Origin of the sequence: Rhizobium johnstonii 3841 (genome assembly GCF_000009265.1) — a bacterium.
GTDB classification, from domain to species: Bacteria; Pseudomonadota; Alphaproteobacteria; order Rhizobiales; family Rhizobiaceae; genus Rhizobium; species Rhizobium acaciae.
Window position 1 is genome coordinate 41,311 of sequence record NC_008383.1, and the last position, 23,459, is coordinate 64,769.

Sequence of the window (23,459 nt, forward strand, 5' to 3'; positions counted from 1 at the left end):
ACGATCGCGAGCCACGCATGGCAAACGCAGACATCACCATTGTCCAGAGGCTACGGGAGTGCCTGATGTGAACTGGAACAGCGTCGACCACCTGTCCTTCGCCGGAACGGATCTGCAGGAGCTCTCGGCGTCGCTTTCCTACCTGCACAATGGAGAAGTGAGAAGGGAAAGCAGGGGGACTACGAAATACCGGATCGACTTGGTCGGCACGCAGGGGATCTCGATCATAGCGAGCAGCTATGACGGAGCTTTCACAATTCATTTCCCCGCGTCGATCGACACGGCCACGATTCTGATCCCGCTTACAGGCAACGCCATAGTCGCGGTCACCGACCGCAAAATACCGTCCATCCAAAACCTTGGCGTTTTTGTCGATCGGCTGCAGAATTATGAGCTTCACGTTGCCGGCCCTCGAAGGCATCTTTGCTTCAGGGTGCCTCACGACGAGCTGGTGCGGCGGATCGAAGTTCGGTTGAATATTTCAGTGCGGGGCCGCCTGCAATTCGCCAATGAGATCGATCTTTCTCAGGGACCGGGTTTGGATTTGGCGCGACTCGCAATGACCATGCATGATGGCCTTACGGGCGAGACCCTGCATAAAACACCGGTGGCGCTCGGACATCTCCTGGAGGCTTGCCTAGAGTTTCTCATCGATGCGGTTGGGCACACTACGCCCGCGAATTTTCTCGCGGGTCTCCCATTCCGCGGCACGTCAAGCGTGCGATCCACTATATGCATACCAACGTCTCCCGGGGGGTGACGCTGAACGAGATCGCCGAGGCATGCGGTGTCAGTATCCGTACCCTGCAAAGTGGTTTCCGAAAATTTCGTATGACGACGCCCATTGCGTACCTAGAGCATCTTCGTCTCGAATGCTGTTCGCCGGGAGCTTTCATCTGGCGAATCTGATCAATCGGTAAGAGGCGTTGCGCAGAAATGGGGCTTTACGCATGTCGGCCGGTTCTCCGGCCAATATCGTAGGCGCTTCGGCGAACTGCCATCGCAAACCCTTCGTAGGACGGAGGACAATCTGGCATAGCCAAAACAGGCCGCATGCGGCCAATGGCGAGCGCGCTAGCTGATGAGAACCGACGTTCCGGCCGCCTTGTTCCTCTAACGCAAGCGGTCTTCCACTCCCACGTTGTCCTGGCCGCCCGCCTTTTGATTGGAACGGGAGTTTCTCAATGTAGACGGATGTTCTCGCGACCAGGAAAATCTGGTCGTGAGCTTGAAGCGTCGAAGACGACGAGCTGGGTTTCGTCCTGCGCGTCGGCAAAGGGCAACGGCCGCCGTAACATCGCAATAGGATGATCCGGGATTGAGACAGGGACCATTCCCGACTGACCGATCAGCTCGAGAACGACCCGATAGGTATTAGCTTTGATGGTGCCGCTAAATCCGACAGCAGCTACAGCTCTTCCGTTGATCGTTCACCAGATCAATGAAACCCTCACGCGCCCAACCGGTCCATTGCATCGGCATCGCCTTAAGCGAAAGACAGGTTGTATAATTACCCTCGACCGCTCTGCACCCGTGTTGTTGCTGGCATCGATCGCGTCGATGCCTGGATGCGTACACGTGCGATGCCGTCGCGAGAACGATTGACCAATTAAGCGCTTGAACGTAGGACCAGCATTCCCGACAGTATGCGCGTGAATCCATTATCGGACGCCTTGATGTTGGGATCGTCGATCAGACTTACTGCCTCCTGCACCATCCGCTCGACCGGTTGGCGGATCGTCGTGAGTTGGTAGGAACTCCAGCTCGCCATCGGGATATCGTCGAAACCGGCGACGGCGAGATCCTGCGGGATGCGCAATCCCCGCTCTTTTGCCGCATCGATGACCGCCAAAGCCATGATGTCGTTGCAGCAGAAGATCGCGTCCGGCGGCTGGACGGCCGAAAGAAGGTGGACAGCTGCCTGCTTTCCGATCTCATACTGGTAGTTTCCGCTTGCTTGCGCGTGAATGGTTCGCCCCGCCTCGGCAAGCACATCACGAAACCCTCGAACGCGCTCGGCATGGGTCGATGTATTGGCGACGCCACCGATCAAGCTGATCCTCTGGCAACCACGGTCGAGCAACAGCCGACCGATATCGCGGCCACCCTGGTAATTGTCGCAGGAGACCGCGTTGATGCGCATGTCGCGCTGTATCCGGTTGAGCAGAACGGCCTTGATCTGGTTTTGCCGGCACGCACGCGCCATGTTCGATGTCAGAGATGCGGAAGTGACGATGATGCCCGACGGACGTGCCGCCAGTACCTGGTCCGTGACCGCGTCGATGTTGCAGTCACTCGGCAGGGCGTAAACCAGCAACTGGCGCCCGCTCTCTTGCAGGTGTCTTGCGAGCGTATCGAGCACGAGCGGGTAAAAGGGGTTGTGAAGGTCTCCCGCAACCAGCGTTATCGTGCTTGCCGCCACGGCTTTGGCGGTCCGTCGGGCCGGGCTGATGTAACCGATCTCCTCCGCGACCGCGAAGATCTTCTTCTTCTTTTCGGGGTTGATCGGTGCCCCTGGTGTGAAGGCTCGGGAAACAGCCGCGATCGAGACGCCGGCTACATGAGCAACTTGTTTTGCCGTGGGCTTCATCGATGGCGTCTTGAAAATTTTTCACTACATGCATGAAATCTTGCAACGCAGATGTAGCAGCTTATGCTGTCTTCAGAAAGGGAGAAGACGATGGCTACTACCTATATCAAACGCGGAAAGCCGGAAAACGAGCGCTCCGAAGACGATCAGAAGGTCCGTTTTACCGTTGAAAATATCCTGAAGGATATCGAGGCTCGAGGCGACGCCGCGGTCCGCGAACTTTCAGAAAAATTCGACAAATACTCGCCGGCGTCCTTCAAGCTCTCTGCGAGCGAGATCGAGGCGCTGATGAACCGGGTTTCGGCTCGTGACATGGAAGACATCAAATTCGCCCAGGCGCAGGTTCGCAATTTCGCACAGGCTCAGCGCGACTCCATGCTCGATATCGAGGTCGAGACATTGCCGGGCGTTATTCTTGGGCACAAGAACATCCCCGTTCAGTCGGTCGGCTGCTACATTCCCGGAGGGAAGTTTCCGATGGTGGCTTCGGCTCACATGTCGGTTGCGACCGCCTCTGTGGCCGGCGTGCCGCGGATTGCTGCCGCAACACCGGCATTCAAGGGTGAACCGAACCCGGCCGTCATCGCGGCGATGTATCTTGGCGGCGCCCACGAAATCTACGTGCTGGGCGGCATCCAGGCCATCGGAGCACTTGCAATCGGCACCGAGACGATTGAGCCGGTGCATATGCTCGTCGGCCCCGGAAATGCCTTCGTTGCCGAGGCGAAGCGTCAGTTGTACGGCCGTGTGGGGATCGACCTTTTTGCCGGCCCGACAGAAACGATGGTCATTGCCGATGAAACCGTCGATGCGGAGATCTGCGCGACAGACCTGCTTGGACAGGCTGAACATGGCTATAACTCGCCGGCAGTCCTGGTCACCAATTCGCACAAGCTTGCGCAGGCAACGCTGACGGAAATCGACCGCATCCTGAAAATCTTGCCCACTGCCGACACCGCGTCAAAGAGCTGGGCGGACTATGGTGAGATTATCGTTTGTGACACCTATGAGGAGATGCTCGACGTTGCCAATGACATCGCCTCGGAGCATGTCCAGGTCATGACCGACCGGGACGACTGGTTCCTTGCCAACATGCATTCGTATGGCGCCCTGTTCCTTGGCCCCCGCACCAATGTCGCCAATGGCGACAAGGTCATTGGCACCAATCACACGCTGCCGACGAAGAAGGCCGGCCGCTACACCGGCGGTCTTTGGGTGGGGAAATTCATCAAGACACATTCCTACCAGAAGGTTCTGACGGATGAGGCGGCCGCAATGATCGGCGAATATTGTTCGCGGCTTTGCATGCTCGAAGGTTTCATCGGTCACGCGGAACAAGCCAATGTGCGCGTGAGGCGTTATGGCGGGCGCAACGTCGGCTACGGAACGGCGGCCGAATGATTGCCTGAATTAGGCTAGCGTTCAGACGCTTTTGCCTTGGTCCCTCGGACCGCAAAGGCATCTCATGACATCGCCAACAATAAGTTTTGGCCGGCGGCTGTCGCCACCGTCCATGACTGCGCGCTCACGAGTCTGTGAGAACGCGAGGAGGAGAGGAGGGGCAATGAGGATCGGAACTCCACGTGAAATATGTGCCGATGAAGCGCGCGTTGCTATGACGCCCGACAGCGCGGCCCATTTGCAGAAGCTCGGCCACACCTGCTTGATTGAGTCAGGCGCCGGTCTTCTGGCGGGATTTACTGACGAGGCCTACCGCGATGCGGGTGTCGAGATTGTCGAAAGCGCGACGGAGCTCTTCCGGTCAGCGGACGTTATCGCAAAGGTGCGCCCGCCGGAACTCATCGAAATCGACAGTATCGACGCTGGAAAGACGATGATCTCGTTTTTCTATCCAGCCCAGAATGACGTGCTGCTTGCGCGGGCGATCGACAGGGGCGTCAACGTCATAGCGATGGATATGGTGCCGCGCATCTCGCGCGCTCAGAAGATGGATGCTTTGTCCTCAATGGCCAACATCGCCGGCTACCGCGCCGTGATCGAGGCGGGCAGCAATTTCGGCCGCTTCTTCACCGGCCAGGTGACGGCTGCCGGCAAGGTGCCGCCGGCCAAGGTGCTGGTCATCGGGGCTGGCGTCGCCGGCCTGGCCGCCATCGGCACGGCGACATCCTTGGGCGCCATCACCTATGCCTTCGACGTGCGCCCAGAGGTTGCCGAACAGATCGAAAGCATGGGTGCCGAGTTCGTCTTCCTCGACTTTGGCGATCAGCAACAGGATGGAGCGGCGTCCGGGGGATATGCGACGCCGTCGTCGCCAGAGTTTCGTCAGAAGCAGCTCGATACGTTCCGCTCGCTCACACCCGAAATCGACATCGTCATTACCACCGCCCTGATCTCCGGTCGCGATGCGCCAAAGCTTTGGCTGGCCGATATGGTGGCGATGATGAAGCCTGGTTCCGTGGTCGTTGACCTTGCCGCCGAACGGGGCGGAAACTGCGAGCTCACGGTCGAAGGCACACGGATTGTATCGGGCAATGGTGTCATAGTCATTGGCTATACGGATTTTCCGAGCCGCATGGCGACACAATCTTCCACCCTTTACGCCACCAACATCCGCCACATGCTGGCGGATCTGACCCCTGCAAGGGACGGAATTCTCGTCCACAACATGGAAGACGACGTCATACGCGGAGCAACCGTCGCCTTTGAAAGCGCCGTGACATTCCCGCCGCCACCGCCGAAGGTGCAGGCAATTGCGGTGCAGAAGGTCAAGCAGAAGCCAAAGGAACCGAGCCGCGAAGAGCGGCGCCAGCGGGAAGCTGCGGCCTTTCGAGCACAGACCCGCAGCCAAGTCGCCTTGCTCGCCTTCGCAACCTTACTCTTGCTGGTTGCCGGCGCTTACGCCCCGGCAAGCTTCATGAACCATCTGATCGTCTTCGCGCTGTCCTGCTTTATCGGGTTCCAGGTGATCTGGAACGTCTCGCACGCTCTTCACACTCCGCTCATGGCTGTCACCAACGCCGTCTCCGGCATTGTGATCCTCGGCGCGCTGCTGCAGATCGGCTCGGCATCGATCCCGGTAACGATCCTTGCGTCGATCGCCGTCCTCATATCGACGATCAACATCGTCGGCGGCTTCTTCGTCACGCGGCGCATGCTGGCAATGTTCCAGAAGTCCTGAAAAACTGGAGGAGGAATCGTTTTGACAATCGGTATCATTTCAGCAGCCAATATCGCGGCGGCAATTCTGTTCATCCTCTCCCTTGGCGGGTTGTCGGGTCAGGAGAGCGCCAAGCGCGCGGTCTGGTATGGTATGGCGGGCATGGGCCTTGCCCTTGTCGCCGCCATCTTCGGCGCGGCTGGCGGCAGCTGGCTAAATCTTATCCTCATGATCGGTGGCGGCGCCCTCATCGGTTATGCTCTCGCACGCCGCGTCCAGATGACGGAGATGCCGCAACTTGTGGCGGCGTTGCACTCATTTGTCGGGCTGGCAGCGGTCTTCATCAGCTTTAACACCCATCTGGAGGCGGCGCGCGTTGCCGCGCTCGACGAGACGAGCCGCACTGGTCTTGCTGGTTATCCCGCGATCCTGGCGCAGAAGGACGCTGTCGAGCTTCTGATCATGAAGGCTGAAATCTTCATTGGCGTCTTCATCGGAGCTGTGACCTTCACGGGCTCGGTCATCGCATTCGGCAAGCTTGCCGGCAAGGTGGATGGCAAGGCGAGGAAGCTCGCGGGCGGGCACGGGCTGAACGCTGCTGCAGCACTTTTGTCCGTCGCACTCCTCATCATCTATTATCAAAGCGGCGGTCTCTTGCCCCTTGCTGTCATGACGGCGCTCGCTCTGTTCATTGGCTTCCACCTGATCATGGGAATCGGCGGCGCCGACATGCCGGTCGTTGTTTCGATGCTCAACAGCTATTCCGGATGGGCCGCGGCCGCGATCGGCTTCACGCTCGGCAATGATCTCCTGATCGTCACCGGCGCGCTCGTCGGCTCCTCAGGAGCGATCCTCTCCTATATCATGTGCAAGGCGATGAACCGCTCGTTCATTTCGGTGATCCTGGGCGGGTTTGGCACCAAGGCCGGACCGCTCCTCGAGATCACTGGTGAACAGGTCGCCATCGATTCCGCCGGTGTTGCCGCGGCGCTGAACGACGCCCAGAGCATCATTATCGTGCCGGGCTATGGAATGGCTGTGGCCCAGGCGCAACAAGCCGTGTCGGACCTGACCCGCAGACTGCGCGCCACCGGCAAGACGGTCCGGTTCGCCATCCATCCTGTCGCCGGACGCCTGCCAGGCCATATGAACGTCCTGCTCGCTGAAGCCAAGGTGCCTTATGACATCGTGCTCGAGATGGATGAGATCAACGAAGACTTCGCCTCGACCGACGTCGTTATCGTCATTGGTTCGAATGACATCGTCAATCCAGCCGCGCAGGAAGACGCGAACTCTCCCATAGCAGGGATGCCGGTGCTCGAAGTCTGGAAGGCCAAGCAGGTCTTCGTCTCCAAGCGAGGGCAGGGGACAGGCTATTCCGGCATCGAAAACCCGCTGTTCTTCAGGGAGAACACCAGAATGTTCTATGGCGATGCCCGCAGAAGCCTCGAAGAACTGATGCCGAAGGTCGTTTCAGTCTGATCAGGCGGCCGGGTGATTTGCTTCCCACGCCGGCCGCTCGCCTCCACGTACCGACCGGGGCGTGGGTCCGGATTTAGCGGCAATGACCGGTCTTCGTTGAAAGTCAATAACCGACCTGACCGGGCGTGTTTCTCAATCAAAATGGTGCCGAATGTCTGACATCGTCCGTTATCCACCAGCGAAATCAACCGTTGCGCGCGCCCTGATCGATAAGGAGAAGTACCTCAAATGGTACGAGGAAAGCGTCGAGAACCCGGACAAATTCTGGGGCAAGCACGGTAGGCGGATCGACTGGTTCAAGCCCTATACCAAGGTTAAGAACACTTCCTTTACCGGCAAGGTTTCGATCAAGTGGTTCGAGGACGGTCAGACAAACGTCTCCTACAATTGCATCGACCGTCATCTGAAAACGAATGGCGACCAGGTGGCGATCATCTGGGAGGGCGACAACCCCTATATCGACAAGAAGGTCACCTATAACGAACTCTACGAGCATGTCTGCCGGATGGCGAACGTGTTGAAGAAGCACGGCGTCAAGAAGGGTGATCGCGTCACCATCTACATGCCGATGATCCCGGAAGCCGCCTATGCGATGCTCGCCTGCGCCCGCATCGGCGCGGTGCATTCGGTCGTCTTCGGCGGTTTCTCGCCCGAGGCGCTGGCGGGGCGCATTGTCGACTGCGAATCCACCTTCGTCATCACCTGCGACGAAGGCGTGCGCGGCGGCAAGCCGGTGCCGCTGAAGGACAATACCGATACGGCGATCGATATCGCCGCTCGACAGCATGTCAGGGTCAGCAAGGTGCTGGTCGTTCGCCGCACCGGCGGCAAGACCGGCTGGGCGCCGGGCCGCGATCTCTGGCATCACCAGGAAATCGCCACGGTGAAGCCGGAATGCCCGCCGGTGAAGATGAAGGCGGAAGACCCGCTCTTCATTCTTTATACGTCAGGCTCGACCGGCAAACCGAAGGGCGTGCTGCACACGACGGGCGGTTATCTCGTCTATGCGGCGATGACGCATGAATATGTCTTCGACTATCATGACGGCGACGTCTATTGGTGCACCGCCGATGTCGGCTGGGTCACCGGCCACTCCTATATCGTCTACGGGCCGCTCGCCAACTGCGCAACGACGCTGATGTTCGAGGGTGTTCCGAATTTCCCCGATCAGGGCCGCTTCTGGGAAGTCATCGACAAACATAAGGTCAACATCTTCTATACGGCGCCAACGGCGATCCGCTCGCTGATGGGCGCCGGTGACGACTTCGTGACGCGCTCGTCGGTGCGCCTGCTCGGCACGGTGGGCGAGCCGATCAATCCCGAGGCCTGGGAATGGTATTACAATGTCGTCGGCGACAAGCGCTGCCCTGTCATCGATACGTGGTGGCAGACGGAAACCGGCGGCCATATGATCACGCCGCTGCCCGGCGCCATCGATCTGAAACCCGGTTCTGCGACAGTGCCGTTCTTTGGCATCAAGCCGCAGCTGGTCGACAATGAAGGCAAGGTGCTGGAAGGGGCCGCCGACGGCAATCTCTGCATCACCGACAGCTGGCCGGGCCAGATGCGCACGGTCTATGGCGATCACGACCGTTTCATCCAGACGTATTTCTCCACCTACAAGGGCAAGTATTTCACCGGCGACGGCTGCCGGCGCGATGCGGACGGCTATTACTGGATCACCGGCCGTGTCGACGACGTGCTCAACGTCTCCGGCCACCGGCTCGGCACCGCGGAGGTGGAATCCGCACTCGTCTCGCACAATCTGGTCTCGGAAGCCGCGGTTGTCGGTTATCCGCATCCGATCAAGGGCCAGGGCATCTATTGCTATGTGACGCTGATGGCCGGTCACGAAGGAACGGACACGCTCCGCCAGGAACTGGTGAAACATGTGCGTGCCGAAATCGGCCCGATCGCCGCACCCGACAAGATCCAGTTTGCGCCCGGCCTGCCGAAGACCCGTTCCGGCAAGATCATGCGCCGGATCCTGCGCAAGATCGCCGAAGACGATTTCGGCGCGCTTGGCGATACCTCGACGCTCGCCGATCCGGCCGTCGTCGACGATCTGATCGCCAACCGGCAGAACAGGTGACCGTGACGACTGCAGGCGTTGCCGAGTGCTGCTAATCCTGCATATCTGAGCGAAGTCCGCGCCCGCTTACGGGCGAGGTGACGTACCCCGTTACCCGAGGGGATTGTGGCGGAAGCGGTTGTAGCCTTGCCGTATTGGCGATCTGGCCAATACCCTCAATCGAAACCACGACCTTGTCGCCATCCTTCAAGAACCGGGGTGGCTCAAAGCCGATCCCGACCCGACACCGGCAGGTGTGCCAGTGGCGATGATGTCTCCGGGCAACAGCGTGACGCTGCGGGAGATGACCTCGATCAGGGTGGGGATGTCGAAGATGAGATCCTTTGTCGAAGTTTTCTGGCGCTCTTCGCCGTTGACCGTACAGGTGATTTCCACGTTCGCTATATCAAGTTCGTCTTTCGTCACGATCCAGGGGCCGATCGGTCCGAACCCGTCGATTCCTTTGCCGAGGAACCACTGCTTGTGCTTCTTCTGCAGGTCGCGTGCTGTAACGTCGTTGAACACGGTATATCCGAAGACGTGATCCAACGCGCGCTCGGCCGTGATGAAGCGACCAGCCTTACCGATCACGACAGCCAACTCCGCTTCGTAATCGACGGCCTCGTCAAGGCCCGGCCAGAGAGGAATATCTCCGAAGGGTCGCGCAAGGGAGGAAGAAGGTTTTGTGAATATGATGGGATGTTCCGGGATGGCTTCGGCCGCGGTCGCTCCGGCGTCGAACCCGCTTTTCGTGAACTCATGGGCGTGAGCGTGATAGTTCTTGCCAACGCAGAACACATTATGCGGCGGATTGGTGATTGGCGGCAGGAGATCGTCGATCGCAATGGCCGTGCTCCCCTCCAACGGCGCCGATCGTTTCTGCCGGCCTATCTCAGCGATCAGACTGACCATGTCTTCATGGGTGGACGGCGCCAGGTCCGGAAAGGCTTCCGCTGCCGGCGTGTAGCGTTCGCCGGAAGGATCTATGACGACCACTTTGCGCTGACCGTCGACAATTATCGTTGCGAGTTTCATCTTATGAACCAATCTAAACAAATGTTTCACGCTAAAAAGCGGTGTCTTGAGCGTGTTACCCGGAGAGCATCGTCAGCGCCCCGCACGCCGGGTCCGGTAGTGGCCAAGAAAGATGTCCACGGCCTCATCGATCACAGCCTGACGTTCAGATTGGCTGAACTTCTCATCGCGGCCCAGCACACGTATCCAAAGCAGCGGCTCATCGATCAGTCCGAGGAACTGACGGGCGGCACGCTCGCCGTCCTTGATCGTTAGGAGCCCCCGTTCGGCTTGCATTTCGATATAGGCCCGAACAGCGCCCATCGCTGGCGTCTTGCCATGCTTGAAAAAGCTCTCCGTCAAGTCAGGAAAACGGGTGCCCTCGGCAATGATCATGCGCAGAAAGGCAATCGCTAGCGGCGGTTCCCAAAATGCCGCCACGGCTGCTGCAATCCGACGCAAGCCGACGTTTGGATCTGCCTGCGTCTCGGCTTCGGCGACGATATCCAAGACGGGGAAGGCGCTCCAGACGCGCTCGACGACGGCGCGAAACAGTTCTTCCTTACCGTCGGGAAACTGGTTGTAGAGAGTGCGCCGGGCTGCACCAGATTCCTGCGCCACCAGGTCCATGCTGGTGCCCTCGTAACCTTGCCGCAAGAAAACACGGGTTGCAGCCGCCAGAATCGCATCTCGCTTGGAGAGAGCGGCCGTGGGTGTCGCCACAGCCTCGAAGATCGAAACCACGCCCTTGGGAGACAAGGCGGCGGGCGGACGGGACGGCATTTCAGTTTTCCTCTTGACTGAATTGCACTGGTGAGTGCAGAATTACACTATATAGTGCACCATGATTGGGCGCAACCCCCACGGCCCAGGGACAACGGATCTTCCATGGCAGGCGAGAGCACTCCTCACTCACAGTTGACGCGCGGCACGCTGCCAATGCTGGCGGCCGCCTGTGGGATCACCGTCGGCAATGTTTACCTATGCCAACCGCTACTCGACCAGATGGCGGTGAGCCTGAGGGTGCCCGAGCAAACAGCCGGCTTGGTCGCCGTCGGCGCCCAGGTCGGCTATGCGCTCGGCATCCTGTTCGTGCTGCCTCTTGCCGACGTGATTGCATCGCGTCGATTGGTGCGCACGCTGCTGGTGTTGACTTCGCTCTTTCTGTTGGCCGCAGCGTTCTCGTCAAGGACTTCGCTGCTGGCCGCGGCCAGCGTCGCGCTAACGGCATCGACCGTTGTCCCGCAAATCTTGATCCCGATCGTCTCGGGCATGACGGCGCCTGAGCATCGCGGACGGACCATCGGTGCGCTGCAAACCGGACTGATCCTTGGCATCCTGTTGTCGCGCACAGCATCGGGATCCCTCGCACAGGTGACCGGTACCTGGCGTTCTCCCTACTTGCTGGCTGCCGTCTTGACCGGCCTGTTGGTGCTAATCGTGCCGCGCCTGATCCCTGAGCGCGAAACCAAGCCCCGGCATACCGGCTATCTCAGCCTGCTGCGTTCGCTACCGCCACTGCTGCAGCACCGCCCGCTACGCCTGTCCATGACGCTGGGCTTCCTGGTCTTCGGTGCCTTCTCGGCTCTATGGGCGACGCTGGCCTTCTACCTCGCCGGCCCAGACTTTGGGTTCGGGCCAGCAACGGCAGGTCTGTTCGGGCTCTACGGCGCGCCAGGCGCGATCCTGGCGCCGATGGCCGGTCGACTGTCCGATCGCGTTGGTTCGTCCAAGATCAACCTGGTGTCGCTGGCTGCCAGCGGCATAGCCTTAGCACTGGCAGGCTGGCTCGGCGGCGGCTCGCTGCTCATCTTGGTGGTGGCCGTGAACCTGCTCGACTTCGGCCTGCAAAGCGGTCAGATCGCGAACCAGACGCGTATTTTGGGGCTTGGCGATGACATCCGCGCTCGTCTCAATACGCTTTACATGGCCGCCACCTTCGGCGGCGGAGCGGCCGGTTCTTTTGCGGGGATGCTGGCATGGAGCTTCGGCGGCTGGACCAGCGCCTGCGGCCTATCGCTAGCGCTTATAGCTGCGGCGGCTAGCACGCTCGTCCTGAACTGGAAGAACGAATACCGATCCTCTCACATGAAAGGAGAATGAAATGAGCGATCTTACCGGACGAGTAGCACTTGTTACCGGCGCCTCGCGCGGTATCGGCCGTGACATAGCCTACGCTCTGTCCTCTGCCGGCGCCAGCGTCGCGGTGGGCTACCACAGCGATCGAACGGGGGCAGAGGCAGTCGCCGAGACGATCCGCCAGGAAGGCGGGAGGGCGGTCGCGGTCGGCGGCGATGTGTCCGACCCGCAGATCGCAGTGGATCTCGTCCGCGAGACAGAGGCGCAATTGGGGCCGTTGGGCATTGTCGTGAACAATGCCGGTATCAATCCATCACGCCCACTCGACCAGATCACGGCGGCTGACTGGGACGAGACCATTCGAGTCAATCTCACTTCCGCCTTCCATGTCACTCAGGCCGCTGTACCTGGCCTGCGGGAACGCAAGTGGGGCAGGATCATCACCATATCGTCGGTGGCCGCACAGCTCGGCGGCGTCATCGGTCCGCATTATGCAGCCAGTAAGGCTGGTTTGATCGGGCTTGCCCATTACTACGCGGCTGCGCTGGCCAAGGAGGGCATCACCTCCAATGCCATTGCCCCCGCGCTGATCGAGACGGAAATGCTCAAGAGCAATTCGGCGATCCAGCCTACGCTCATCCCGGTAGGGCGATTCGGCCAGACCCACGAGGTGTCGTCAGTGGTCGTGCTGCTGGCCGGGAATGGCTATATCACCGGTCAGACGATCAGCGTTAACGGTGGCTGGTATATGAGCTGAGTAGAGGATAAAGCGATGTTAACACGCATCATCCCCGCCACGAAGGAAGCCCTGCCCGTGATAGGGCTCGGCACCTATCGGGGCTTCGACGTTACGCTCAATGCGCCGGGCGAAGAACGGCTCTCCAATGTGCTCGACACGCTTTTTGCGGCGGGCGGAACGCTCCTTGACAGCTCGCCTATGTATGGGCGTGCCGAAGAAGTCGTCGGCGCGCTGCTCACTCGTCAGCCCCGCGCTGACTCGCCTTTTCTTGCGACCAAGGTTTGGACATCAGGGCGAGAGGCTGGCGTCCGGCAGATCGAGCAGTCGTTCCGTCTGCTTCGCAGTGACGTTATCGACCTCATACAGGTTCACAATCTTCAGGACTGGCAAACGCATCTGCAGACCCTGCGCGGTCTCAAAGAAGCCGGACGTATCCGCTATATTGGCATAACCCATTACACTCGCTCGGGTTATGCCGAGGTGGAGCGGGTTCTGAACACAACGCCGGTCGACTTCCTTCAGATCAACTATTCAGTGGAAGAACGCGAAGCGGAGAAGAGACTACTCCCACTGGCTGAGGACAAGGGCGTTGCGGTCTTGTGTAACCGGCCCTTTGGAGGCGGTGATCTGTTGCGCCGCCTTAAGGCGAAGCCGCTGCCTGACTGGGCAGAGGAGGTAGGTGCGACTTCGTGGGCGCAGCTTGCGCTCAAATTCGTGCTTGGCCACCGAGCAATCACCTGCGCGATTCCGGGAACCGGGAATCCAGCTTCCATGATCGATAACACAAAGGCAGCGAGCGGGTCTGTGCTGACCCCGAAACAGCGTGCTGAACTGATCGAGACCGTCTAATGACCTCGGCTAAACATCTGACACGAGCGATTGGGGGCGGCGCCGATAAGCGCGGCGCCGCTCCTGCTCCAATCTGAGGCACCTGCGGTCCACGTCCAAAACGCAATCAAGTCCGGCCTCAGCGCCCTGAGACAGAGCTTGTTCAGTGAGAAGAGACGATTTATCGGCTCGTTGTTGCTCACTCGCAGGGGAGCGACGATGAGGCGGATATCCGCGCGTCGAAATCTGCGACCCGGTTATCAAAAACCTCCGCGCGCTCTGTAAAAGCACCATTAGGCAGGTGTTAGATCCATATCGTGCTGGGTGACTTGCGCGTGACGACAGCGTCTTTCGTTCCGGCAACTGAGGGATCAGCGAGAGCCTTTATTTGGCTGGCCTAAGAATTCCAGCGCCCAACTTACGGCGAAACCAACAATTCAGCGATCAGCGACGACGTGATCGCCGCGCCAAGCGAGCCTCGAGGTATCACGTGGTGGTCGACCTCCAGCTGGACTCTGCTGCGGCCAGCACCTCCTGCCGCCCGACGTCAAGCAAGCGGCGGGCCATCGTGGTTCCAAGCGTCGGACGTGGATCCAGTAAGTTGCCTTACCCTCGACAATCGCTGCACTGGAGCACACGGGCCTAGCGACTGGCCTCGTGTTGCACTCTCAACATGTGGGAGATGAAAAGCTGACATCACTCCCGCTGGCAGACTCGACGAGAACTTCCAGATTGAGGACCCCGCCCCTATCAGGTGCCACCTGCAATAGCTTCGTGGCGCGAATGATATCGATCTTGGCATGAGCTGTCATTTCCTGCGGTTGGATAAGATCCTAGGTTGGTGGCCATCGGCGACCAGCGCGTGCAACCTGGCTTCGATGCTACCCGTTCGCCGGTAATCAAAAGCGAACGCGATCCCTCAACGGGCGACCGGCTCTAGCTTAAATCTTTTTGCATCATTTTTATAAAGGCCATATCATGAAAATCGTCCAAACCGTCATCGCCGGCGCCGTTGCCGCCGCTGTAGCGAACGTGGCGCTGGCCGCTCGTAGCCCTGGCGTCGAACGCAATACGGAGGGCTTCCTGGAAGCGATGGCCAAGGCTGGCGCTCCGCCCCTGGAGTCTCTCTCCCCCGCCGATGCACGGGCGGCCGTGGCGGCTGCGCAAGCCGGCGCCAAGCTGGCGCCGGCCGACATCAGCGAGAAGACGATAAGCGTCGACGGCAAACCTCTGAAGCTCACCATCGTACGTCCGGCTGGCACCGATGGCGTGCTGCCGGGTTTCATGTTCTTCCACGGTGGAGGCTGGATCCTCGGCGACTTCCCGACGAACGAGCGGTTCGTCCGCGACCTGGTCGCAGACTCCGGCGCAGCGGCAATATTCGTCAACTACACGCTGTCGCCGGAGGTGCGCTATCCGGTGGCGATCAACGAGGCTTATGCAGCCACAAAGTGGGTCGCCGAGAATGGCGAACAGATCAGCGTCGATGGCAAGCGGCTAGCTGTTGTCGGTAACAGCGTCGGCGGCAATATGGCGGCGGTGGTCGCGCTGATGGCTAAGGACAAGGGCGGTCCGGCTCTGCGTGCCCAGGTCCTGTTCTGGCCAGCTACAAACGCGAACTTCGAGGACGCCTCCTACGACGCGTTTGCCACCGGTCACTTCCTTACCAAGGACATGATGAAGTGGTTTTGGAGCGCCTATGTCCCGCACGCTGAGCAGCGCCAGGAAATCTACGCCCCGCCGCTCCAGGCGACGCCTGAGCAATGGAAAGGCTTGCCGCCGACACTTATGCAGACGGCGGAAATGGACGTCTGCGCGACGAAGCCGAAGCCTATGCCCGCAAGCTCGACGCTGCCGGCGTCGACGTGGTCGTTACCCGCTACAACGGCATGATCCACGATTTCGGGGCGATCAACCCGTTGTCCGATTTGCCCGCCTCGCGTGCCGCGATGCATCAGGCAAGCGAGGAACTCAAGGCTCGCCTGCGCTGAGGTCGGCCGGCAAGTCCTGGAAGTCAGCCCTTCCCGAAGCCTGACGCGGGCACGGGGAGGAATCCCGGGCGACGAGTCCGTCCATCTCTCGTCGCCCGGTGTCTCCGGTATAGATTGGCAGTTATGCGCACCGTTGGAGTTTGTCCGCGCCTACTAGGCACCTCTCGTGCATCGACAGCAGCACGTGGTTGGTGGGCAAGCAGGGCGTCAGCCCTATTCGCTGGCGTTGATGTCACCAGACCATCCCGAAGCCAAGGCCGACGGATTTCACCGCTTAAACCCGAAAGGGCGAATCCCTGTTCTCATTGCCGAGAATTTTACTCTCACTGAGGCGCCGGCAATCTTATTTCACCTGGGCCTGACGAATCCGGGTGCAGGGCTCCTGGGAGCGGGTGCAGAAAACATCGTCCGTTCCATCGAATGGTTCAACTGGCTGTCGAGCGCGGTTCACGCGGTCGCCGTCCGAATGATCCGGCGCTACGCATGATCTGGCGCGCCGACTTTTTCTTACCGGATCAATCGATGTACGCGCCCTTAGTTCATAAAGGAAAGGAGCATTTGGCTTCCGCGTTTGCGCTTATAGAATCCAAGTTGACGGACCGAGATTGGGAGAGTCCTATTCAATCGTTGATCCGTACTTTCTCGTAGTCCACCGCTGGGGAAGTCGTATGGCCGTTGCGATGCGAAATCTCTACCCCGCTTGGACCTCTCATGCACGTCGGCTGGAGGAGCGGGCGGCTGTGCGACGAGCCCTAACGCAAGAGGGAATATCCCAGTGGGGTAGCGGTCGCGTTGCCGAATCCAAGAATAACAAGATCACATACGCGGTCGTGCTAAAAAGTCTGGTAGCGTTCATTAGCGGGAAACCAACTCTACGGCCGCATTGACGCTCATCTCGAACGCCAAAGCCGATGGAGCGAGTTCAATGTCGTCCGTGCAGGCCAACGCCGAAGTATGATGGAGTTGGCCCGCCACAAACGACCGGTTGGTTCGCTGCGGGCTATTTCGTCGCCATGATGTCGATCTTTGAAATGGTGGGCGCATGATCCAGCAATTCGGGGGCCTTGGCCATCAATGCGGCTGCGACCTTGCCAGCCAGGTGCGCCGACCGACCTGCCTCGTCGGGGAACGTGTCAAAGATTGCAAATTGGGTCTTACTTAAACGAACCGCATACCAAGCGATCGTTGCCGGCTCGTCCTGCACGATAGCGCGGCCGCCGCGCAGGAATTGCGCGACGTCCTCTTCCTTTCCAGCCTTGGCATCTAGCACGACCCACAAGCCGACGTTCGCCTGCGCGGTTGAAGTTGGCTCGGCGGCATGCGCCGGTGCACCGAGAATGAGTGCAGCGCTGATGTTGAGGGCGACCACCATCGCGGTTGCGGAGTACTTCAGAGAGACCATCATTTTGATCCTTGAGGATGCGTTGAAGAGAGCCTCAGTCTACGCCAGCGAACTCGCAGCGCGAGTGGCGATAATGACATCTTTGATATCATTATCGCCAAGTTTCGCATCTGCCAACGGGCGATCCTTGACGCGTGTTCGCAGCCAAATCACGAAGATCAGCGCAATCAAAACGGACCCCAGCCATGCTGCGATAAAGAGGTCGCCCAGGATAGGCGAAGCTCCGATCGTCTGGATCACTTCGATGGAGCCAAGAGTATCAAACCAGGCAAGTGATGTCTCAAGAAGACGTTCGCGGAAAAAGGCATCCAGTTCGCAACTCCGACGGTTCACGTGTCCGGCGGGACGGTCGATGCAGCCGCGTCTGCCGCTGCGGCGGAGCTGCGGAGACCACCAAAACTCATCGCAACACTTCAGGAATAGCAGCGTCGATGCGCGACCTATCTTGTAAAACCGGCTGAAAGGCGATGTGCCGGACAATAGGTCTAACCTTTGCCGGCTCATCACTATCGGACAATCAGAACAGATCTCCAATATATCGATCGGGCCGACAGGCCACATTTCGTCTTGCTCCGGTTTGACCGGGAACCAGTAGGCAAGGTCACGCTCCTGACGTCCTCAACAGCAAGCCCATAATCGTCCCAAGACTCACGCGCTCGTCATTGGTCTCATTTTACGTCAATCAATCAGCACTCGGTGGCGTGACGCAATTCGAATATCCGGGGAACAGGGTGCGCTCGGTGGCCACTAATTCCTGGCGGCCCGACCTCAGGCCCACTAAAAGTTCAGGAGCCAAGCCTGCTCTTGACTTAAGGCTCTCTTTCCCACTCCAAGATACCGCGCAACGTCTTTCCGGCTTGGGTAGCCGGAACGCTTTCGATGATCAGGGTGTCACCGTCCACGCGATAGGTCCGTTGTTGTTCGGAGCCCACCCAATTCTGATCACCCGCAATGTCAATTTTCGTTATGAAACGATCGTTCTCCAGCCGATATTTACCGGAGTACGTATACAAGCTGCGGAAGGCGGCACTCTGCCCATCGGCACCTTCGGCCGGCTTGCGATCTTCAGCCGTGATCAGAACCAATATGCGACCCGATGAGAAGAAGACACAGCCCGCGGGGCGCTCGCCAAACGGAGAGGGCTTTTGTTCCTTTGTGTCTACGTCTTCCAACACCCAACGTTTAAGCTTCCATGTGCCGGTGAGCGTTTTGGTGTCGGCGAAAGCCGGGTGAACGATAGAATGTGCGACCATTGTCAAGCTCCCTTGGATCTGGCGCTGTAATTGCACTCCGTGGCCTTGCTCGGTCATGCTAGATCGCATTTCTTGCGTTACCCAATATCAAATTCATCTGCCGCCATGCCAAACGAATATGCCCCCCGACGACGACCGATGGTGCATCTGCTGATCCTACCCAGAACAATTAAGCTCTGATTAATGCGACATCTGACACGATCACCGGCACAAAAGTCGACGTATCAGAGCTCAGCTGCTCAATTTGGCAAAGCTCCTTACGCCAGCGGAAAAGTTGACTGACATGGATGCCGGCCGCGCGGGCAATCTCGGAGATCACCGCGTCCGGCTCAAAACATGCAGCGACGAGGCGCTCTTTATCTTCGCGTGACCAGCGCCGACGGCGCTCTACGGACGTGATCACCTCAATTGAATGCTTCGTCATATGGCTACTCCTAGTGTTACCACTAGGACTCGCAGTCAGCAGCCCGTCACTGCAAGACGGCCTTCACCGTGGGCTTACGGTGAAGATGTCGTGCAGACGTTGGAACGGGTGTGCCGGAATGTCGGCTATCCAAAGACCATCAGGGTCGATCAAGGGACGGAGTTCGTATCCCGCGATCTTGATCTTTGGGCTTATGCCAAGGGGGCGACCTTGGACTTCTCACGCCCAGGCAAGCCGACCGATAATGCATTCATTGAAGCATTCAATGGCCGCTTTCGTGCCGAATGTTTGAACCTGCATTGGTTCCTAACCCTTGCGGATGCCCGCGAAAAGATGGAGGATTGGCGTAGATACTACAACGAAGAACGGCCTCATGGTGCAATCGGCAATAAGCCGCCGATCTCGCTGATGAATTCGGGAGGCGCAACCAGCTCGCCTCCCTGAATGAAGCCGGAAAACTCTAGCGTCCGCTGGTCCAACGTTTGGGAGCGGTTCAAAACCGCCGAGGCTCTAATCGCAGCCGGATGAAACTTCAGTGGCAGGTCACCGGCTATGTAATTGCGGGGGGAGCGCAATTAGCCAAGGGGCGGCCGCCATCCGGCTTCCTCGGCGCCGAATGTGCTGCCGCGCAGTTCCATACATATGCTTACGCCGCGAAAGCCAACTTTCGCAACAGGTTAGGGCGGCGATCGCGTTAAGAATACCGAGGTCGCCGCACGGTTGCTCGCTATTCCTTATTTGGCTTTCTAAGTAGGTCAGCAGGTTCAACACCCAGCACGGCAGCGAATCGGTCTAGCACCTCAATACTTGGGCTGTAGACGCATCGTTCTAGAGAGCTGATGTAGGTCCGATCAACGCTGGCACGATGGGCGAGCTCCTCCTGCGACATTTTTCTCGCCTGTCGAAGAGCTCTCAAATTTCGAGCGAAGGCCGGATCTGCCGACGGATCGTATTCGTCGCGCCGATCCGTCTATTCCGCCTGAACAGGCGATCGCCGTGATCGCTAGGAGTGGGTCTAAACGCTGGGTTTCGGCCGCAGACGCGGCCGCCCGAAAAGCCGGGGTGCATGTCGGCATGCCGGCGGCCAAAGCACAGGCGCTTTTCCGTGGCCTGATGTTGGTCGATGCGGATCCTGTAAAGGATGCCGCAGCACTCGAACGCATCACCCTTTGGGCGCTGACGCTCTACTCACCGATCGTCGCAGTCGATGGCATCGACGGGATCGTCATGGATACCGAGGGTGCCGATCACCTGCAGGGCGGCGAGCTGCCAATGGTGACGAAGATCGCCAATCAGTTCCTGGCAAAGAAGCTCACTCCGCGGGTCGCGATCGCCGACACCTGGGGTGCGGCCCACGCCTGCGCCCGTGCCATCAGCCGCGAGACGGTCATCGTACCGATCGGCGAGACGGTGCGCGCCGTCGAAAAGCTGCCGATATCGTTGCTGCGCCTTCCCGGGAAAGTCGTCAGCGATCTGCGCACGCTCGGTTTCCAGACGATCGGCGAATTGGCCAACACGCCGCGCGCGCCGCTGACGCTTCGTTTCGGTCCGGAGATTGGCCGGCGGCTCGACCAGATGTTCGGCCGAGTCTCCGAACCGATCGATCCGATCCGCACCGCCGAGCTGATTGAAGTGAGCCGCGCCTTTGCCGAACCGATCGGCGCTGCCGAAACCATCAACAAATATGTCGGTCGGCTGGTCGTGCAATTGATCGAGGAGCTTCAGAAACGCGGCCTTGGCGTTCGCCGGGCGGATCTGATCGTCGAGAAGGTCGATGGTGCCAGGCAGGCAATCCGCGCCGGCGCGGTGAAGCCGGTGCGCGACGTCGCCTGGCTGACGAAGCTGTTTCGCGATCGAACGGAGAAGATCGAGCCCGGCTTCGGGATCGAGAAGCTCACCCTGGTTGCGGTCATAGTCGAGCCGCTGGAGGAGCGCCAGAGGTCGTCATCGCTGGTCGAGGAGGAAGTGAAGGACGTGACGCCATTGATCGATATCTATGGCAACCGCGGGCAGCGCGTGTATCGGGTGGCGCCGGTTGCCTCCGACGTGCCCGAGCGCTCCGTCCAGCGCATCAGTCCTGCTGCCGATCCGGTCGAGGTCACCTGGGTCAGCCATTGGCGCCGGCCTGTCCGGCTGCTGGCCCGTCCCGAGCTGATCGAAGCGATTGCCTTGCTACCGGACCGTCCGCCGGTATCGATCACCTGGCGCGGCAAGCGCCGGAAGGTCAAGCGGGCCGATGGGCCCGAGAGGATTTTTGGCGAGTGGTGGCGGCGCGACGCCGAGATGGAGGCGGTGCGGGATTATTTCGTCATCGAAGACGAGGCCGGCGAGCGTCTCTGGGTGTTTCGTTCCGGTGATGGCATCGATCCTGAAACCGGAAACCATCGCTGGTTCTGCCATGGGATCTTCGCATGAGTTATGCCGAGCTGCAGGTCACGACCCATTTTTCCTTCCTGCGCGGCGCAAGCTCAGCGCAGGAACTGTTCGAGACCGCCAAGGCTCTCGGCATCGAAGCTCTCGGCGTTGTCGATCGCAATTCCCTTGCCGGGATTGTCCGGGCGCTCGAAGCATCGCGCGCCACGGGATTACGCCTCCTTGTCGGTTGCCGGCTCGATCTGCAAGACGGCATGTCGGTGCTGGTCTATCCGAGCGACCGGGCTGCCTATTCCCGGCTGACTCGTCTCATCACGCTTGGCAAGTCGCGCGGCGGCAAGAACAACTGCATCCTGCATTGGGATGATGTCATCGCATACACCGACGGCATGATCGGCATTCTGGTGCCGGACCTGCCGGATGACGTCTGTGCGATCCAGCTGCGCAAGATGGCCGAGCTGTTTGGTGATCGGGCCTATGTGTCGCTCTGCCTCCGGCGTCGGCAGAACGACCAGCTGCGGCTGCATGAGATTTCCAATCTTGCGGCGCGGTTCAAGGTGAAGACGGTCGTCACCAATGACATCCTCTTCCACGAACCAGGTCGCCGGCAGTTGCAGGACATCGTCACCTGCATTCGCACCCGCACCACAATCGACGATGTCGGCTTCGAGCGCGAGCGCCACGCCGACCGCTATCTGAATCCGCCGGAAGAAATGGAGCGGTTGTTTCGGCGGTACCGGCACGCCCTCGCGCCAACTATCGGCGGCCTTTGTATTGACACCGTTCCTTGCTGTCCAGGATCACCGGAATTTGGCCGGAATGCGACAAATGCAGCATGCACGCTATCAAAGTGCCGCCTTCGAGCGAGTGGCGTGTTACGCATTGGCTCGGGACGCTGCTCCGCGTAATACATCTGAGACCAGCGCAAGCTCATCCTCATTGCTGTAGTAGTGGGGCGAAAAACGGACGGCGTCGTTCCTGACGCTGCATTTCACGTCGGCAGCATCTAAGTCTGCAAACAGGACGCTGGTGGCCATCTTTGGATTCTTCAGCAGGATGATGCCCGACTGGGATTCTTCCGGCCAATCACTCATGATTTCGTACCCTGCGGATTTAGCCTGCGTCCGAATTCGCGCTCCGAGTTCCATAACATAACTCTCGATCTTCTCCATGCCGATGGAATCGATCTCTTCAAGCCTCTTGGCCAATCCGAAGATGCCTGCGCCGTTCTCGGTGCCTGGTTCGAACCGCTTGGCGTCTGGAAGAAAATCGAGAACGCGATGAAAGGAGAAGGCGTCGTTCACACTCAACCAACCGACGATGCGCGGCTTGATGCGTTCGAAAGCCCTTTCGGAGAACGCGGCGAAGCCAATTCCGACTGGTCCGAGCATCCATTTATGCGCGCTCACAACGAGGACATCTACGCCTTCGCCCTCCATGTCCACGCTCAGCACCCCGACCGACTGCGTGCCGTCGACGACCAACAATGCGTCGTGATCGGCGCAGATTTGCGAGAATCCGGCGAGATCAACCCGGAAACCGCTGTAGAACTGAACATGGCTCACTGCGACCAGTTTCGTCCTGCTGTCGACCAGGAAACGAAGATCATCTGGAGCAAGCGCTCCGTTGCGCGCCTTCATCGTGCGGATTTCCACACCTTGCTGGGAAAGCGTCTCCCAGATGAGAAAGTTTGAGGGAAATTCGAGCTCAGGAACCACCAGGTTGTCACCAGGCTTCCAGTCGATTCCCAAGGCGACGAGCGACAGGCCATGCGAGGTGTTCTGGATGTAGGCAATCCGTTCCGCAGTCGAGCCAACAAGTTTGGCGGCAAGGCTGCGTCCTTTGTCGCATGTCGGCGCGCTTGCCACCATGATCCCGGACGTGTCCGTGGCATGGAGTGTCGCCTGCCGGGCGATCGCATCCCGCACGCCGATCGATATAGGGGAAACAGCGGCGTTGTTCCAATAGATGCATTCTTTGACGATCGGGTATTGGCTGCGGATGACTGCGAGTTCGGCCGCGTTCAGATAGGTCTGGTGCCTCGTTGAAGCGTGTGCGTTCATACATGATCTCGGTGAAAAAATGGCGCAGTTTC

The 23,459-nt window shown here is 59.4% G+C and carries 20 protein-coding genes and 3 pseudogenes; 14 read left to right on the forward strand and 9 right to left on the reverse strand.

Features of this window, described 5'->3' with window-relative positions:
- The first annotated feature begins 67 nt into the window (after positions 1-67).
- Complete coding sequence (locus tag RL_RS38105) at positions 68-760, forward strand: hypothetical protein (protein WP_049778443.1); 693 nt, start codon at positions 68-70, stop codon at positions 758-760.
- A gap of 99 nt (positions 761-859) precedes the next feature.
- Positions 860-1,039, forward strand: a complete 180-nt coding sequence (locus RL_RS40730) for a helix-turn-helix domain-containing protein (RefSeq protein ID WP_197727557.1) — start codon at positions 860-862, stop codon at positions 1,037-1,039.
- 570 nt (positions 1,040-1,609) lie between these two features.
- Here the strand turns inward: RL_RS40730 and RL_RS25365 are convergent.
- Entirely contained in the window at positions 1,610-2,590 is a 981-nt protein-coding gene (locus RL_RS25365) for a LacI family DNA-binding transcriptional regulator (protein ID WP_011654669.1), read from the reverse strand.
- Positions 2,591-2,680: 90 nt separating this feature from the next.
- Between RL_RS25365 and hisD the strand changes: the two genes are divergently transcribed.
- The 4 genes from hisD to acs all read left to right on the forward strand — a co-directional run bounded on the left by hisD (position 2,681) and on the right by acs (position 9,282).
- The gene (gene hisD / locus RL_RS25370; protein WP_011654670.1) at positions 2,681-3,991 is read left to right on the forward strand and encodes a histidinol dehydrogenase; all 1,311 of its coding nucleotides are present in this window, start codon (positions 2,681-2,683) and stop codon (positions 3,989-3,991) included.
- Between the two features lie 163 nt (positions 3,992-4,154).
- The gene (locus tag RL_RS25375) at positions 4,155-5,729 is read left to right on the forward strand and encodes a Re/Si-specific NAD(P)(+) transhydrogenase subunit alpha (RefSeq protein ID WP_011654671.1); all 1,575 of its coding nucleotides are present in this window, start codon (positions 4,155-4,157) and stop codon (positions 5,727-5,729) included.
- A gap of 21 nt (positions 5,730-5,750) precedes the next feature.
- Positions 5,751-7,190: an NAD(P)(+) transhydrogenase (Re/Si-specific) subunit beta gene (locus tag RL_RS25380; RefSeq protein ID WP_011654672.1), complete on the forward strand. Its 1,440-nt coding sequence runs from the start codon at positions 5,751-5,753 to the stop codon at positions 7,188-7,190.
- 151 nt (positions 7,191-7,341) lie between these two features.
- Positions 7,342-9,282 (forward strand): acetate--CoA ligase, encoded by a 1,941-nt coding sequence (gene acs / locus RL_RS25385; RefSeq protein WP_011654673.1) that lies wholly within the window; start codon positions 7,342-7,344, stop codon positions 9,280-9,282.
- 186 nt (positions 9,283-9,468) lie between these two features.
- Here the strand turns inward: acs and RL_RS25390 are convergent, their stop codons facing one another.
- Both RL_RS25390 and RL_RS25395 read right to left on the reverse strand, forming a co-directional pair.
- The gene (locus RL_RS25390) at positions 9,469-10,296 is read right to left on the reverse strand and encodes a fumarylacetoacetate hydrolase family protein (protein WP_245483865.1); all 828 of its coding nucleotides are present in this window, start codon (positions 10,294-10,296) and stop codon (positions 9,469-9,471) included.
- A 72-nt stretch (positions 10,297-10,368) separates the two neighbouring features.
- Positions 10,369-11,058, reverse strand: a complete 690-nt coding sequence (locus RL_RS25395) for a TetR/AcrR family transcriptional regulator (protein WP_011654675.1) — start codon at positions 11,056-11,058, stop codon at positions 10,369-10,371.
- A gap of 105 nt (positions 11,059-11,163) precedes the next feature.
- Between RL_RS25395 and RL_RS25400 the strand changes: the two genes are divergently transcribed.
- From RL_RS25400 to RL_RS38115, 5 genes and pseudogenes are all read left to right on the forward strand, one after another.
- Entirely contained in the window at positions 11,164-12,378 is a 1,215-nt protein-coding gene (locus RL_RS25400) for an MFS transporter (RefSeq protein WP_011654676.1), read from the forward strand.
- A 1-nt stretch (position 12,379) separates the two neighbouring features.
- Positions 12,380-13,111, forward strand: coding sequence for a 3-oxoacyl-ACP reductase family protein (locus RL_RS25405; protein WP_011654677.1), 732 nt, complete (start codon positions 12,380-12,382; stop codon positions 13,109-13,111).
- A 15-nt stretch (positions 13,112-13,126) separates the two neighbouring features.
- A complete protein-coding gene (locus RL_RS25410; RefSeq protein WP_011654678.1) occupies positions 13,127-13,942 on the forward strand; it encodes an aldo/keto reductase in 816 nt (271 codons plus the stop codon).
- A 957-nt stretch (positions 13,943-14,899) separates the two neighbouring features.
- Positions 14,900-15,912: pseudogene (locus RL_RS25415) on the forward strand (alpha/beta hydrolase).
- 166 nt (positions 15,913-16,078) lie between these two features.
- A complete protein-coding gene (locus RL_RS38115) occupies positions 16,079-16,399 on the forward strand; it encodes a glutathione S-transferase family protein (protein WP_129557812.1) in 321 nt (106 codons plus the stop codon).
- A 513-nt stretch (positions 16,400-16,912) separates the two neighbouring features.
- Here the strand turns inward: RL_RS38115 and RL_RS25420 are convergent.
- The 4 genes from RL_RS25420 to RL_RS25435 all read right to left on the reverse strand — a co-directional run bounded on the left by RL_RS25420 (position 16,913) and on the right by RL_RS25435 (position 18,991).
- Positions 16,913-17,191 carry a putative quinol monooxygenase gene (locus RL_RS25420; RefSeq protein ID WP_041936714.1) on the reverse strand — a complete coding sequence of 93 codons (279 nt, stop codon included), beginning with the start codon at positions 17,189-17,191 and terminating at the stop codon, positions 16,913-16,915.
- 162 nt (positions 17,192-17,353) lie between these two features.
- Positions 17,354-17,875, reverse strand: coding sequence for a hypothetical protein (locus tag RL_RS39750; protein ID WP_011654680.1), 522 nt, complete (start codon positions 17,873-17,875; stop codon positions 17,354-17,356).
- A 248-nt stretch (positions 17,876-18,123) separates the two neighbouring features.
- On the reverse strand, positions 18,124-18,624 hold the full coding sequence (locus RL_RS25430; protein ID WP_244432394.1) for a lipocalin-like domain-containing protein: 501 nt from the start codon (positions 18,622-18,624) through the stop codon (positions 18,124-18,126).
- 112 nt (positions 18,625-18,736) lie between these two features.
- Entirely contained in the window at positions 18,737-18,991 is a 255-nt protein-coding gene (locus tag RL_RS25435) for an IS66-like element accessory protein TnpA (protein ID WP_041936693.1), read from the reverse strand.
- 78 nt (positions 18,992-19,069) lie between these two features.
- On the opposite strand from RL_RS25435, the pseudogene RL_RS25440 reads away from it, so the two are divergent.
- Positions 19,070-19,435 (forward strand): annotated as a pseudogene (locus RL_RS25440) (integrase core domain-containing protein); the annotation flags it as partial.
- Positions 19,436-19,718: 283 nt separating this feature from the next.
- Here the strand turns inward: RL_RS25440 and RL_RS38120 are convergent.
- The gene (locus RL_RS38120; RefSeq protein WP_086935599.1) at positions 19,719-19,880 is read right to left on the reverse strand and encodes a helix-turn-helix domain-containing protein; all 162 of its coding nucleotides are present in this window, start codon (positions 19,878-19,880) and stop codon (positions 19,719-19,721) included.
- Positions 19,881-19,927: 47 nt separating this feature from the next.
- Here RL_RS38120 and RL_RS25445 point away from each other — a divergent pair, with 47 nt between their 5' ends.
- Positions 19,928-21,406: a Y-family DNA polymerase gene (locus RL_RS25445; protein ID WP_049778445.1), complete on the forward strand. Its 1,479-nt coding sequence runs from the start codon at positions 19,928-19,930 to the stop codon at positions 21,404-21,406.
- A pseudogene (locus tag RL_RS25450) lies at positions 21,403-22,116 on the forward strand (PHP domain-containing protein); the annotation flags it as partial. The gene RL_RS25445 and the pseudogene RL_RS25450, both read left to right, overlap by 4 nt.
- Before the next feature lie 123 nt (positions 22,117-22,239).
- On the opposite strand, the gene RL_RS25455 reads toward RL_RS25450, so the two are convergent.
- Entirely contained in the window at positions 22,240-23,427 is a 1,188-nt protein-coding gene (locus tag RL_RS25455; protein WP_011654685.1) for an aminotransferase class V-fold PLP-dependent enzyme, read from the reverse strand.
- Positions 23,428-23,459 lie beyond the last annotated feature (32 nt).